This window comes from Corallococcus sp. CA049B (assembly GCF_003611685.1).
GTDB classification, from domain to species: Bacteria; Myxococcota; Myxococcia; order Myxococcales; family Myxococcaceae; genus Corallococcus; species Corallococcus coralloides.
The window spans coordinates 1-12,969 of the sequence record NZ_RAWC01000250.1 but is presented as its reverse complement, the minus strand read 5'-3'; the positions used below and the strand labels follow the sequence as shown (position 1 = coordinate 12,969).

Annotated in this window: 11 protein-coding genes and 1 other RNA gene; 3 read left to right on the top strand and 9 right to left on the bottom strand. The window is 70.5% G+C overall.

Annotated elements, in window-relative coordinates:
• Positions 1–165: 165 nt before the first annotated feature.
• Complete coding sequence (locus tag D7W82_RS34225; RefSeq protein WP_120622325.1) at positions 166–900, top strand: zinc ribbon domain-containing protein; 735 nt, start codon at positions 166–168, stop codon at positions 898–900.
• 30 nt (positions 901–930) lie between these two features.
• Positions 931–1,569, top strand: coding sequence for a ribonuclease HI family protein (locus D7W82_RS34220; RefSeq protein WP_120622324.1), 639 nt, complete (start codon positions 931–933; stop codon positions 1,567–1,569).
• Positions 1,570–1,575: 6 nt separating this feature from the next.
• On the opposite strand, the gene D7W82_RS34215 is transcribed toward D7W82_RS34220, so the two are convergent.
• The 8 genes from D7W82_RS34215 to D7W82_RS34180 form a co-directional block, all read right to left on the bottom strand.
• Positions 1,576–3,357 carry a M48 family metallopeptidase gene (locus D7W82_RS34215; protein ID WP_147439698.1) on the bottom strand — a complete coding sequence of 594 codons (1,782 nt, stop codon included), beginning with the start codon at positions 3,355–3,357 and terminating at the stop codon, positions 1,576–1,578.
• The gene (locus tag D7W82_RS34210; RefSeq protein ID WP_120622322.1) at positions 3,354–5,621 is read right to left on the bottom strand and encodes a DnaJ domain-containing protein; all 2,268 of its coding nucleotides are present in this window, start codon (positions 5,619–5,621) and stop codon (positions 3,354–3,356) included. Before D7W82_RS34210 ends, D7W82_RS34215 begins: the two co-directional genes overlap by 4 nt.
• Entirely contained in the window at positions 5,618–7,138 is a 1,521-nt protein-coding gene (locus D7W82_RS34205) for a S16 family serine protease (RefSeq protein ID WP_120622321.1), read from the bottom strand. Before D7W82_RS34205 ends, D7W82_RS34210 begins: the two co-directional genes overlap by 4 nt.
• 8 nt (positions 7,139–7,146) lie before the next feature.
• Positions 7,147–8,904: an Hsp70 family protein gene (locus D7W82_RS34200; protein WP_120622320.1), complete on the bottom strand. Its 1,758-nt coding sequence runs from the start codon at positions 8,902–8,904 to the stop codon at positions 7,147–7,149.
• Positions 8,905–8,940: 36 nt separating this feature from the next.
• Complete coding sequence (locus D7W82_RS34195; RefSeq protein ID WP_120622319.1) at positions 8,941–9,435, bottom strand: hypothetical protein; 495 nt, start codon at positions 9,433–9,435, stop codon at positions 8,941–8,943.
• A gap of 217 nt (positions 9,436–9,652) precedes the next feature.
• The gene (locus D7W82_RS34190; protein WP_120622318.1) at positions 9,653–10,501 is read right to left on the bottom strand and encodes a formylglycine-generating enzyme family protein; all 849 of its coding nucleotides are present in this window, start codon (positions 10,499–10,501) and stop codon (positions 9,653–9,655) included.
• An 8-nt stretch (positions 10,502–10,509) separates the two neighbouring features.
• On the bottom strand, positions 10,510–11,277 hold the full coding sequence (locus tag D7W82_RS34185; RefSeq protein ID WP_120622317.1) for a tRNA(His) guanylyltransferase Thg1 family protein: 768 nt from the start codon (positions 11,275–11,277) through the stop codon (positions 10,510–10,512).
• Entirely contained in the window at positions 11,264–11,713 is a 450-nt protein-coding gene (locus D7W82_RS34180) for an AAA family ATPase (RefSeq protein ID WP_158617779.1), read from the bottom strand. Before D7W82_RS34180 ends, D7W82_RS34185 begins: the two co-directional genes overlap by 14 nt.
• A gap of 174 nt (positions 11,714–11,887) precedes the next feature.
• On the opposite strand from D7W82_RS34180, the gene rnpB reads away from it, so the two are divergent.
• An RNA gene (gene rnpB / locus D7W82_RS34175) (RNase P RNA component class A) lies at positions 11,888–12,281 on the top strand.
• A 9-nt stretch (positions 12,282–12,290) separates the two neighbouring features.
• Here the strand turns inward: rnpB and D7W82_RS34170 are convergent.
• Positions 12,291–12,854: a hypothetical protein gene (locus D7W82_RS34170; protein WP_120622315.1), complete on the bottom strand. Its 564-nt coding sequence runs from the start codon at positions 12,852–12,854 to the stop codon at positions 12,291–12,293.
• Positions 12,855–12,969 lie beyond the last annotated feature (115 nt).

The following is a 12,969-nucleotide window of genomic DNA, read 5'->3' as shown; positions in this document are numbered from 1 at the left end:
GACACGTGCCCCGTCTAACGGGTGCGTGAAGCGGATTCAAACGCTCAAGGGGCAGGCGGGGAACACGGGGATGGAGGCTTCCCCATTTACGCGTTGGAACCCCAGCACCCTTGTTGGTACAAGAGCCGAGCCGCGCGTCGGTGCGGCCGTGTGGGAGGCAGCAACTTGCGGGAGAAACTGAAGGCCTTGGCGGAGCTGCAGAAGGTGGACCTCGAGGTCGCCTCGCTCCGGAAGGCGGCGGACGTGCACCCCCGTCAGATTTCCGAGCTGGAGCGGGAGCTGGGGGTCGCGCGCAATGGCATCGAGGCCGAGCGGACACGCGTCGCCGACCTCGAGAAGCAGAAGGCCCTGCTCGAGCAGAACATCACGGACGAGAAGGACAAGGTGAAGAAGTGGGAAGCGCGCCTGTCCGACCAGCGCTCCACCCGTGAGTACTCGGCGCTCGCTCGCGAAATCGACATCGCGAAGAAGGGCATCCTCACCCAATCCGAGGCGCTCACGGAGAAGGTGAAGGAGCTGGGCGGCGCTCGCGAGGCCATCAAGGGCAAGGAGGCGGACTACGCCACCAAGCAGCAGGGCCTGTCGGGCCGGATGACGGAGCTGCGCGGGAAGCTGGGCGAGTCCGAGTCCCAGGTGAAGCAGCTGGAGGGGCGCCGCGCGGAAGTCGCCGCGAACGTGGATGCCACCCTGCTGCGCCGCTACGAGGTCATCCGCAAGAAGAAGCTGCCCGCGATGGTGGGCGTGGTGGCGGGCACCTGCCAGGGCTGCAACATGAACCTGCCCCCGCAGATGTACAACATGCTGCGGACCTCGCTGGGCACGGACGTGTGCCCCTCGTGCAACCGCATCATCTTCGCCGTCGAAGCGCTGCAGGAGCCGAAGGACACCGCCGAGAAGTAGCGGCGGCGCATCTCTTCGGTCCCCTTCCCCATGCCGACCCCTTCGCTCGTCGACGTTCTCCGTCACATCGCCCGTGAGGAGCCGCTGACGGCGACGGTGCGAGCCTTTCGTGGGCTCACCCGCGAGCACCTGGGCCAGCTGTTGGACGAAGCCGCCGGGCAGCTGGGCGGCGGTCCGCGCGAGGCCGAGGAGCCCGCCTCGCGGACGGCGTCCGAGTCCACGATGCAAGGCATCGAGGTCGTGACGCCCGCGGCGGGAGGAGCGCTGAACCGCGTGCGCGTCTATTCGGACGGAGCGGCGCGAGGCAACCCGGGCCCCGCGGGCGCGGGAGCGGTGCTGATGAACGCCGAGGGCGCGGTGGTGGCGCGCCTGGGCAAGTTCCTGGGGCACCAGACGAACAACTACGCCGAGTACATGGGCCTGCTCATCGGCCTGCAGCACGCGAAGAGCCTGGGCGCCCGCGAGGTGGAGGTGTTCGCGGACAGCGAGCTGCTCATCCGTCAGCTGGGTGGGAAATACCAGGTGAAGAGCCCCACGCTGAAGCCCCTGTTCCAGGAGGCGCAGAAGCTGCTGGCCACCTTCGGCAAGGTGAAGCTCGCCCACGTCCCCCGCGCGCAGAACGCGGAGGCGGACGAGATGAGCAACCGGGCGATTGACGAGCGGATGTAGCCCGCGTCAGGGCACCGAGTCCCCCGCCACGGCGTTGGACGCCTTGGGGCGGTCCCAGTTCTGGAGCGCGATGCTCACCGCGCCGGGCAGCAGCACCGCCTTCTTCACGAGCGCGTAGGCCGCCTTGGAGTCCTGGCCCCGGGCGTCCAGTTGGCGCGCGAGCACCAGGTGCAGCGCGGCCCGCTCGCCCCAGTCCAGCGTCGTGAGGGAGTCCACCGGCAGCTTGCCGCGCAGCACGTCCTGCAGCTCGCCGTAGCCCAGGTCCGCGTTGGAGACGTCCAGCATCTTCACCGCGAGCGCGGCGTCCCCGAGCCTCTCGAACTCCGCTGCCAGCAAAATGCCCGTCTCCGTGTCGAGCTGGCGGAAGCCGAGGAAGTCTGCGCTGGCGGCGGCCCTCGCGGCGAACTCGGGCTCCTCGGCGAGCGCCATCAACACCCGCGCCGCGCCCGCGAGCCCATATTCCGGAGGCACCGCGCGCAGCTTCTCCGCGTCCACCTGCTGCCCGAGCGAAGCCGCGAGCCACACGGCCACGATTCCCTCCGGCCGGTCCTTCTGGGCGTTCTCGACGAGCTGCCGCATCGCCTCGTTCGCTGAACCTTCCTGCGAAGCGTGCCCCACCACCCTCGCGTAGAGCAGCACGTCGTTCAGGTCCAGCCGGTCCATCTCATCCTTGAGCCGCAGCAGATGCTCCGACAGCTTGCGCGCCGCCTCCTTGCGGCGGCCCAGGGCCACCAGCGTCTCCACATGCGTGCTCAGGTAGCGCGCGTAGTCGGGGTCCCCCTGCTCCATCGCCTCCAGCAACGGGAGCGCCTCCGCCCAACGCTGCTGGCGCGTGTGGCGCACCGCCAATGCCCTACGGAGGAGCGGCTCCCCAGCGTGGTCGCGCATCAGCGCATTCAGCCGCTCCGTCCCCGCGGGCTCCGGCTCCAGGCGCGCGAGCAGGATGCCCAGGAGCAGCGAGCCGGGCTCGCGCTCCACCGCGGCCTGGTAATGGGCCCGGACATCGTCAATGCGTCCGGCGCGGCGCATGTCGTGCATCCACATCCGCTGCACGTCCATGTCCTCGGGATTCGCGTCGCGATGGGCTCGCGAGGCGGCGAGCGACGCGAGAAGTCCCTCCTCTCGCGCGGCCATGAGCTTCGCGGCGGTGGCCGCGTACTCCACCTCCGGGGTATCCGGCAGGGCCTTCCAGATGCCCTCCGTCAGGCGGGCTGCATCCTCCGTTCGGTGGAGGGACATCAGCCAGCCGTAGCTCGACTTCCATCCCCCCTTCGCCCGCCCCAGATGGGTGCGCATGGTGGACCTGCCGTCCTCCTTGCGCATGGTGATGCGCTCTGGCGGCTCGGTGAGCATGTAGTCGACACGCCCCACGTGCTGGAAGGTCGTGCCCGCCAGCACCCGGGGCGGGGCGTCCGACTGTGAGGAGGGCCGGTTCACCGAGTAGGTGACCGTCGTCTTGTAGAGCGGCGCGGCGCCCAGCACGTTGTAGACGAAGAGGCCTTCCTCGCCCGTCAGGAGCACCGTCTCTTGCGACAGCCGGCCCTGCTTCCCCTGGATGTCCACCTCCAACGGGCCAATGGGCAGCTGCCACCTGTGGTGAGAGTTCGCCCCGATCGTGAAGTGCGCGGAGCCCGCGGTGACCGTGACCGGCACGTCCAACCCGTTGACGAAGACCACCTTCGCATCGGCGTTGAGGGTCCGGGTCGCGGCCCCGATGCCGAGCGCGCAGACACCGATGCCGCCCAGCAACAGCCAGCCCCGGAGGGGAGAAGTCGAAGGTGCACTCACGGCCGGGCCTCCTGCACGAGCGTCGAAGCGGTCAGCAACAGCGGGCGGCGATTTCCAGCACCGGGCAGGTGCCAGCGGTCCACCCACCCGCGAAAGAGGACCTCGGAGGCGCGCGGATCCGCCGCGTCGGCCACGAGCTCCAACGGCGGCACCGGCACGTCCAGGCCTTCGTGCTTCACCGACCAGACGCGCTGGGACGGCGAGCCACCGCCCCCCTCCTTCACGTGCAGGGAGAGCAAGGGCGGGCCGTCCACGGGCAGCCCCCGTCCTCCGTCCACCACGAGCACGCCACGTCCCAGCGCTTCATCCACCGTCCGTTGCCATGCGCTGACGAGCAGCTCCGAAGGGTCGTCCCGGGGCGACGTCCGCTTCCCGGCAGGCGCCTCCCACTGCACGGTGACGCGGCGGCTGTGGTTGCGCGAGACGGCATCGAGCAGGTGCGTGAAGAACGCGCGGGACGGCGCCGCGGCGCTGCCCGGCTCCAACCGCGCCTCGAGCCGTGCACGCGCCTTGTCCAGCTCCGCGTCCACCCTCGCCTGGAGCTTCGGGGCGAAGCGGGGGTCGGGGCGCTCGCGGAGGGACTCGAGCATGGAGGACAGGTCCCCTTGGGCTGCGACTCGCGTCCAGGCATGTGCCGCCGCGGTCTGCCTCTGCGGCCACACGGCCCCGGCCACCAGCAGCACGCCCACGCCCGCGGCGGCGAACACTCCGGGCCAGGGCGAGCGTGCGTTCTCCGCTCGCACGCGGCCCTTCTTGTCCGCTCGCGCCAGCAGCGCCGGAGGCAGGTGTTCCACCCCACTCTCCGCGTCCAGCATGCCCCGGCCCAGCAACTCCAAGACGCGCCGCCGCCGGGCGATCAACTCCTGCGCCAGCGCCTCCGCCTTCTCCCTGCCGTGCACCGGCAGGGTCATGCGCTTGTCATTGAAGCGCATCTCGATGGCCGTGAACTGGTAGGCGCCGTTGACATGGCGGTTCACCAACTGCAGGTCCTGCAGGTGCACGAGCGGCCACACGGTGATGCGGTCGATGGCCACCTGGATGAGGTGCAGGGGATGGACGGTGTTGAAGCGCCCATACGGGTTCGCCATCACCCGCAGGAGCCTGCGCGCCAGGGCCCAGGTGACGCCGCAGAAGACGGCCGCGAAGACCGCGCACCCGGCCCAATCCCAGACATCGCGCTCGGAGATGCCGAAGTAGATGAAGGCCAGGAGGAAGGACGTGGCGGCGGCGGCGGCCAACGTGAGGATGGCCGGCATCACCCAGGTCATCACGGCGCGCCAGCCGTCGGCCCGCTCGGCCTCCGCGTGCAGCCATTCGCGGGTGACCGGCGGCAGCGCGTCCACGTCCAGTATGACGCGCGTCGGATACGCGACCTCGGTGGCGCTCTCCGGGTTGAAGCGCCGGCCGAACGCGAGCAGCTGGTTCGCGCCCTTGGACTTCTGCTGGGAGAAGAGATGCGCGGCGGCCGAGGAGAGCTGGCCTCCGGTCCAGCGGCGCAGCTCGGGGTCCGCGCTCTCCGGCAGCTCGGCGTCCAGTTGCTCCAGCTCCTTCTCGGCGTTGGCGTCCTGGCCGAACTCCAGCATCGTCGCGATGCGCCGCACCTTGAGGGCGAGCACGTCCATCCGCGAGATGCCGGGCAGCGACTGCGCCTCTTCGAGCACTTTGAGCGAGTCCGCCACCTGCCCCATCGCCTCCAGGCAGTCCGCCAGCGCCACGCGCGGGCCCACTTCCGACGGGCCATGCTTGCCCGCGCGCCAGAAGGCATCCGCGGCTTCCTTCATCTGCTCCAGGCGGAGCAACGCCCAGCCCCGTTGCAGGTGCCCCTGCCAGTGGTCCGGTGCCCGCGCGAGCAGGGCGTCGAACTCCGCCAACGCCTCCTTGGCGTCTCCCTCGTAGAGGAAGTGACGGCCCAGCAGGATCCGCGCGTCGTGGAGGTCCGGCTTTTCGTTGAGCAGCTCGGTGAGGAGCCGGCGGCCCCCGACCTTGTCACCTGCCTCGAACAGGTTGATGGCCTCCTGGAGGGCGGCGCTCTTCGCCGCCTCCGGACCGTCCGCCTGTTGCGCGGCGCTCGCGTCGAAGGCCTGGCGTGCCTCGGGGTCGGAGAGCAGCTCGTACGCTTCGCGCAGGCGCCGGAACTCCTCCGGATGCGTCTCCGGCGGGTTCTGCCGGACGCGCTCGAAGTACGCCTTCTTGATGGCGCGGGCTTCCGCGTCCTTCTCGACGCCCAGCACCTCGTAGGGGTTCTGGCGGGGCTCGTTGTTCACCGTCGCTCCAGTCCTGGCGTGTTCACGGCCGCGTTCACGAGCCGCCACGCCTCATCCAAGCTGTCCACCGCGATCAATCGCAGGCGCCCGGACACTTCGGGCGGCAGCGCCGCCACGTCGTCCAGGTTGCGGCGCGGGTGCAGCACCACGCGCATGCCTTCGAGGTACGCGGCCACCAACTTCTCGTGCACGCCGCCCACGCGCCGCACTTCACCGTTCAGCGTCAGTTCGCCCGTCACGGCCAGCCGCGCGGGCAACGGGCGCTGCGTGTACGCGGAGAGGCCCGCCAGCGAGAGCGCGAGCCCGGACGACAGGCCGTCCTTGCCGACCTCCGTGTCGGTGTAGTGCAGGTGCAGGTCGTAACGGGTCGTGAGCGTGCCCAGGCTCAGCGCGGGAGCGCGGGCACGCACCACGCTGAAGGCCACGTCCGCGGCCTCCTGCCCTTCGGGCCCCACGCGGCCACTGCACCGCAGCACGCCGCGCCCGGGCACCGCGATCGCCTCCAGCGGCGAGACATGCCCGCCTCCTGGATGCCAACCGAGCACGCCCACGCGTCCGACCGCGGGCAGGTCACGCGCCAGCAGACGGCGACGTTCGGCGACTTCGGCCTCGCGGCCCGTCGCGGCCAGGGACTCTCCGTTCGCGGCTGCACGGGCATAGAGCGCTTGTGCCTCGTCCAGCGCTCCAGCTTCGAGCCGAAGGTCTCCCAGGCGCAGGGCAGCGGCCCCCGGCGCCCCCGTCATGTCGAGCGCGGCGCGACGGGCCTCTTCGACCTGGGCGGCGGGACGTCCCTCCAGCCACAGCAACTCCGAGCGCAGCAGGGCCGCGGCGGCGTGGGTCCGGGTCGCCGCGGGTGCGATGACGAGCTGCCGCTTCACCTCCGCGAGCGCGCCCCGGCAGAGCGCTTCGACGGCGGCGTCGAGCTTCGCCTCGGAGAGCGCGGCACGCGCCGTGGGCAACTTGAGGGCCTGCGCGGCCTGCTCCAGGGGGGGCGCGTCCAGCATGGCGGTGCTGGCCGGAAGTCCTAGCGCCGTGCGAGCGCCGAGCACCGACTCCGCGAGACGCGGATCCTCCGGCGCGAGGAGACGGGCCCGCCTGAGCGCGGGCATGGCTTCGGTAGGCCGGTTCGTGCGCTCGCACAGACGGATGGCGGCGCGCCAGGCCTCCAGCTCACCGGGCGCGGCTTCGGTGGCCTCGAACGCATGCACGAGCGCGTCGTCCGGCCGCTCCTCCTCCAGGAAGGTGATCAACTCCGCGCGCAGGGACGCATCGCGAGGCGCTTCGCGAACGGCCGTCTCCAGCATCTTCAGCGCTTCCGTCCGCTTGCCGTCGCGCGCCAGGGCTGCACACAAAAGGCGGCGCGAGGGCCCACCTCCGCCCAGGTCCAATGCCTTGCGTGCGTGCTCCGCGGCGCCGCGAAAGTCGCGCTCCTGAAAGAGCGCTTCGGCCAATGCCAACCGCTCGGAGGGCTCGGACGGACGCAGCACCACCGCACGCTTGAGCTCGGTCAGCAGCATGCGCGCGCTCAGCCCAGGTCGAACAACAGGTCGGTCAGCTCGGCGTCCAGACGGGCGGCGGCCCCCCGGTCGCCCTTCGCGCGGGCCTCGCGCAAGGCATTGCACAGCGATTCCAGCCGGGGACGCACATTCGCCGGTGCGGTCGCGATCCGTTCGGTCGCCGCGTTCAACAATGCGTCCGCGTCAGCCTCTGGAGACGCGGGGGCGGACAGCGGCGTCGCCGTCACAGGGGCCGCGCCCCATTCACGCGCCAGCCGCTCCTTCGCCTCCAGCCGCTGCTCCGGCCCCAGGCGCTGCGAGCGCTTGTCCACCACCAGCGTGGCCTCCTTGCCCGTGGAGACCACCCGCGTCGTCACGTCGAGGATGCCGTTGATGTCGTACGTGAACGTGACCGCGACCTTCTCCGTCCCCGCGCGCCCGGGCGGCACGCCCTCCACCGTGTACGCGTCCAGCAGCAGGTTGTCCTTCACCAGCCGCGCCTCGCCCTGGAACACGCGGATCTCCACCGCGCGCTGCCCGTCCGCCGTCGTGGCGAAGGTCTCCGTGCGCGACACCGGCACCGTCGTGTTGCGCGGGATGAGCGGCGAGAACACTCCGCCCACCCGCTCGCGCCCCACCGACGCCTGCACCTCCACGCCCAGCGTGAAGGGACACACGTCGGTGATCATGATGCCGTGCGCGGCGCTCACCGCGCCCGTCTTCAACCCCGCCTGCAACGCGGCCCCCAGCGCCACCGCCTCGTCGGGGTGCACGCCGTCGCGGGGCTCGCGCCCGAAGTACTCAGCGACCAGCCGGCGCACCAGCGGCACGCGCGAGCTGCCGCCCACCAGCACCACCTCCGCGATGGACTTCTTCGCCAGCTTCGCGTCCCTCAGCGCGCTCTCCATCGGCTCGAGCGTGGAGCGCACCAGGTCCATAATCAGCGCGTCGAACCTCGCGCGCGTCACCTCCACCTCCAGCGACGCGGGCGTGCCACCCCGGCCCGGCGCGAGGAACGGCACGATGACCGGCGTGGCCTCCACGGACGTGAGCGCGATCTTCGCGGCCTCCGCCGCGGCCTTGAGCCGCACCTGCGCCGCCAGGTTCCCGGCCAGCGACACGCCGTGGGCGCGCTCGAACTCCGCGCCCAGCCACGCGGCCAGCGCCTGGTCGAAGTCACTGCCTCCCAGCTGGTTGTTGCCCGCGGAGGCCTTCACGTCCAGCACGCCCTGGAACATCTCCAGCACCGACACGTCGAACGTGCCGCCGCCCAGGTCGTACACCAGCACGTACTGCTCGGCGTCCAGGTGGTTCACGCCGTACGCGAGCGCCGCGGCGGTGGGCTCGTTGAGCAGCCGCTCCACCTTGAGCCCCGCCAGCTCCCCCGCGTCCTTGGTCGCCTGCCGCTGCGCATCGCTGAAGTAGGCGGGCACCGTGACCACGGCTTCCGTCACCGTGCCGCCCAGCGCCCGTTCGGCGTCCTCGCGCAGCGCACGCAGGATGAGCGCGGAGATCTCCGTGGGGCTGTAGCGCCGGTCACCCAGCGTCACCGGCAGGTCGCGGCCCATGCGCCGCTTCACCTCCGCGATGGTGCGCTCCGGATGCACGAGCAGCTGCGCTCGCGCGGACTCGCCCACGTGGAGCCGCCCCTCCGCGTCCAGCCCCACCACCGACGGCGTGAGGCGCTGCCCCAACCTGTTGGTCAGGAGGTTGGGACGGCCCGCGCCGTCGAGCGCTGCCACCAGGGAGTGCGTGGTGCCCAGATCGATGCCAACGACATGACTCATGCGAGGAGAACCCAAGGCGTTTCGGCGAACGGCGGACTAGGACTCCGGCGGCGTCCACGGCTGCGCGGGCGCGGCGACGGTGGCGGCTTCCGGAGCGTACAGGCGGCGCAGCTGCGCCAGGCCCTCCACGCTGATCCCCGCCTCCTGGGCGATCTCCAGCGCGCGCTCCGGCGACGCGTGGGTCACCCACCTCCACTTGTACGAAGCGATGAGGCCGCCAATGCAGGCCAGTCCGAGCAGGCCCAGGAGGATGGCATTCGTCGACTCGAGATTCGTGAAGGCCAGGAAGCCGAAGAGCAGTGAGCCAAGCCCCGCGACGATGAACAGCATGCGCGCCCACGCCACGAGCACGGACTTGCCGCTCATGGCGATGGCCTGCCCGCGCCAGCCATTGCCCTCCTCGGCCGTGACGAGCCAGCCCTCCAGCGGGATGAGCGGCACGAAGTTGATGTGACCGAACTTCGTCGCCACGTAGCCCAGGCCAGGGATCTCATCGACCTTGCCGTAGAGCCTCGAACCAAACATGACCATGGGTGTCCCCCTCGAAACCGTCGCGCCGTGCCGCGAAGGCACCCGGGCGCGTGAGCGCGAATCCTGCGGCACCCGGGCGAACACGCGCAATCCCCCGCCCCGGGTAGGACAGTGCCTCACGACCCCGTGGACCACTGCACTCCAGAGCATACGGACCCGGAGGGAAGGACTGGCTCCATGACACCCCGAGTGCCGCTTCCCTCCGACGCCGAGTCGCTCAGGGCCGGTGCACGCAGCGGAACCCCACCCCTGTCAGGCCGTTCTTCGGATAGGCGAGGCCGCGGTGCGCGGACCGGAACAGGCCAGGGAGGTGATTGAGCCAGGAGCCTCCACGGTGGACCGGCTTCTCCGGCACGCCGGAAGGTTCGGGAGGCGCGTCCTCGCCCAGCCGTTCCTGATAGCCGGTGGCGGTCCACTGCCACACGTTCCCGGCCATGTCGCAAAGCCCCCAGCCGTTGCACCGCGGCCCGGCGTGGACCACCGGAGCCGTGGCGCCCAGGCAACCCCGCGACCCGCACGACACCGAGCCGACCACGTGCTCCGTGTCGAACGACTCCCCCCACCAGAAGGCGGAGGTCGTCGAGGCACGCACGGCGTATTCCCACTCCGCTTCCGTGGGCAGTGCACCTCCGACGAGTTCGCAGTAGGCCCGCGCGGCGCGCCAGTCCACGCAGTTCATGGGATGATCCGTGCGCTCGGAGTCCAGGTTGCAGCGGCCGAGCCACTCACTCGGGGTCTCCGCGTCGCTCCACCAGCGCGCTTGCGGATCCTTCGCGCGCACCTGCTCACGTCGCGCCGCGAAGGCCCGCGCCGTCACGGGCGTGACGTCCATCTGGAAGCGCTCGAACGCGGCCTCCGTCCGGGGCCCTTCGTCCACATCCCGTTCCAGCTCTCCCGCCGGTGAACCCATCTCGAAGCGCCCGGCCGGCAGCCACACCGACTCAGGCGGAGGCACGGGCTCCACGCGGGAGATGCGCGGAGCCGTCCCCTCTTTCGCGGTGCCACAGCCCGCCATGAACACGACGAGGGCGACGCCAGAACGAACCCGGAAGGAAGTCGAAGTCATCCCGGGGATTATGGCTCCACAGCCTCCAGCAACGACAGGATGAAGGCGTCGTACGCATCCTTCATCGGCAGCTCGAAATCCACCTTGAGGCGGCGGCGCTCCGCGAGGAGCGTCTCACCCGTCCTCGGGTCGCGGGCCTCCTTCGCGTACGTCTCCCGGTAGAGCCCCGTCCCGCGCTTCTGCCAGTTCGGCACGTCGTTGAAGTTCACGCCCCGCTGGAAGAGCAGCTCGTTCTTCTCCGCCACCGACAGGCGCGTGAGCATGGCCGTGGCCTCCGCCACGTTCTTCCCTTCGCGGCGCAGGCTCCAGTAGCAGTGCGCGTTCAGCGCGTTCCTGCCCGCGTCCTCGCTGCGCCAGCGGAAGTAGTCGCGCACGAGCCCCGCGTTCGGCAGCTCGCAGATGCGGCAGTCGAACGTGCCCAGGTCCCCCAGGAGCAGCGAGAACTTCGCGCTCGCCTCGCCCGCGAGGATGGAGTTGAGCTTGCGCGTCTTGCGCCCGAAGGTGTCCTCGTCCGGGTGGAAGAGCAGCGAGATTTCGTCGCTCTGCGTGTAGCCGTAGACGACCCGGAAGCCGCAGTCCATCAGGTGCCCGGTCGTCGCGACCATCAGGTCCCGGAAGCGCACGTCGAAGGGGCGCTCGAAGGCGTGCACCTCCTTCGTGAGCCGCGTGAAGCCGCGCCCATCGATGCGCGCCACCATGAACACGCCGGGCAGCACGCACAGGTCATGCGCGGTCTCGAACACGCGCATCTTCTCGTCCAGCTCATCGAACTTCACGTCGCCACTCCTCCGCGGTGAAACCGTCTGGACCCAGCCGGACGAAGAAGAGCGCGTCGAAGCCCTCCTCGGGATGGGGGACCTGCAATCGCTTGTACGTCCCGAGCACGCCCACCAGCGGCACGCGCTGCTCCGCCGGGCGCTGATCATTCCGCAGGAGCGCGTCCGCGACCTTCGACTGGAAGTAGAGGCCCACCACGCGGAAGCCGAACTGCTTCGCGGCCGAGATGTAGCGGGAGCGCTCCGCCACCGTGGGGTTGGTGTTGTCCACCACGAAGGGCTGCTTCGCTTCCAGGCACGCGCGCAGCAGCACCTTCTCCCGGTGCCGCGTCTTGAGCATGTCCAGGCTCAGGCGGACGTGCGTGGTGAAGAAGCGCTCCCGGTAGAAGCTGCTCTTCCCCGCCCCCTGGATGCCCGTGAAGATGACCGCTTCCATGCCGCCCCTCCCTCCCGCGAAGGCCGCTCGCGGGACTTCGGGACGCTCGGGCGCGGGGGAACCCGACAGGCCCCCGGACGCCCACCCGCCGGGGTGCATCAAGGCGGACGCACGACAACGCCCCTTCCAGAAGGTGGACCCGCCCGGGTCGGCTGTTGTATCCCCCGGAGTGCCGGAGCGGTCCGGGTGAACGCCGGCCATCGCAGGCATGGATGGCGGGAGGAAAGTCCGGGCTCCAGAGGGCAGGGTGCTGGCTAACGGCCAGTCGAGGCGACTCGCAGGAAAGTGCCACAGAAAACAGACCGCCCGTTCCCGCAAGGGGGCGGGTAAGGGTGAAACGGTGCGGTAAGAGCGCACCGCGTCCGGGGTGACTCGGACGGCACGGTAAACCCCACCTGGAGCAAGAGCCAATAGGAGCGCGTCCCCGCAAGGGGACAGGGATGGCCCGTCCCATGCGTTCGGGTTGCTCGCTGATGAGGTCCCTGGGCAACCAGGGCCCTAGATGAATGTTCGCCGCCCATCCCGAAAGGGGTGGGGACAGAACCCGGCTTACAGGGCCGCTCCGGTTTTTTCCCTGTTACTTGCCCACGGGGACCTGCGCCAACAGCAGGCGCCCCCGGCCGTCGTTGCGCACCGCCTCCGGGTTGGTGATGGGCAGGCGGCTGTCGTTGCGCGGCTCCCAGAGCCCCAGCCACACGTTGACCGCGCGCGGCGACGCGCCCTGCGGCAGGGCGACGACGAACTCGTCCTTCACCGTCTCCCCCACCTTCCACTGCGTGGTGGGGTACAGGCCGCCCGCGGGCTTGTGGTCCACGTTGAGGCGCTCCATCCGCCCGTCCGTGTCCTCCACGTGCACGAAGACGAGGTAGTCCTCTTCAATCGGCTGGAGCACCTTGAAGAAGACGGTGACGCGCGCCTGGTCCCCCGCGGGGATGCGGCCCGGCTGCACGGTCGCGCCCACCACCTCCACCTTGCCGCCCAGGTTGGCGCCGCTGCGGATGGACAGCGGGGGCACCTGGGTGACGGTGGCCGCGCGGCGCTCCTGGTCGCTGGCCCCACCGGGGGCCTCCACGATGCAGGCGCTGGAAGTCCCCAGGAGGACGGTGGCGGTCAACAGGACGTTCAGGGGCGGAAGGCGCATGACGGAGGGCCGTTCTACCCGGCCACGGGCGCTGCATCCAACTGCGTGTTGGTGTATGCGGAGCGGCGATGAAGACCCCGAACCCCCTCGACGCACTCCTGGCGCAGGTCCCCCT

What these genes read in the sequence shown, in the direction of transcription:
- D7W82_RS34220 (WP_120622324.1), top strand. Translation starts at nt 931, where the DNA reads ATGCCGACCCCTTCGCTCGTCGACGTTCTCCGTCACATCGCCCGTGAG.
- D7W82_RS34205 (WP_120622321.1), bottom strand. Translation starts at nt 7,138, where the DNA reads ATGCTGCTGACCGAGCTCAAGCGTGCGGTGGTGCTGCGTCCGTCCGAG.
- D7W82_RS34200 (WP_120622320.1), bottom strand. Translation starts at nt 8,904, where the DNA reads ATGAGTCATGTCGTTGGCATCGATCTGGGCACCACGCACTCCCTGGTG.
- D7W82_RS34195 (WP_120622319.1), bottom strand. Translation starts at nt 9,435, where the DNA reads ATGGTCATGTTTGGTTCGAGGCTCTACGGCAAGGTCGATGAGATCCCT.
- D7W82_RS34190 (WP_120622318.1), bottom strand. Translation starts at nt 10,501, where the DNA reads ATGACTTCGACTTCCTTCCGGGTTCGTTCTGGCGTCGCCCTCGTCGTG.
- D7W82_RS34180 (WP_158617779.1), bottom strand. Translation starts at nt 11,713, where the DNA reads ATGGAAGCGGTCATCTTCACGGGCATCCAGGGGGCGGGGAAGAGCAGC.
- D7W82_RS34170 (WP_120622315.1), bottom strand. Translation starts at nt 12,854, where the DNA reads ATGCGCCTTCCGCCCCTGAACGTCCTGTTGACCGCCACCGTCCTCCTG.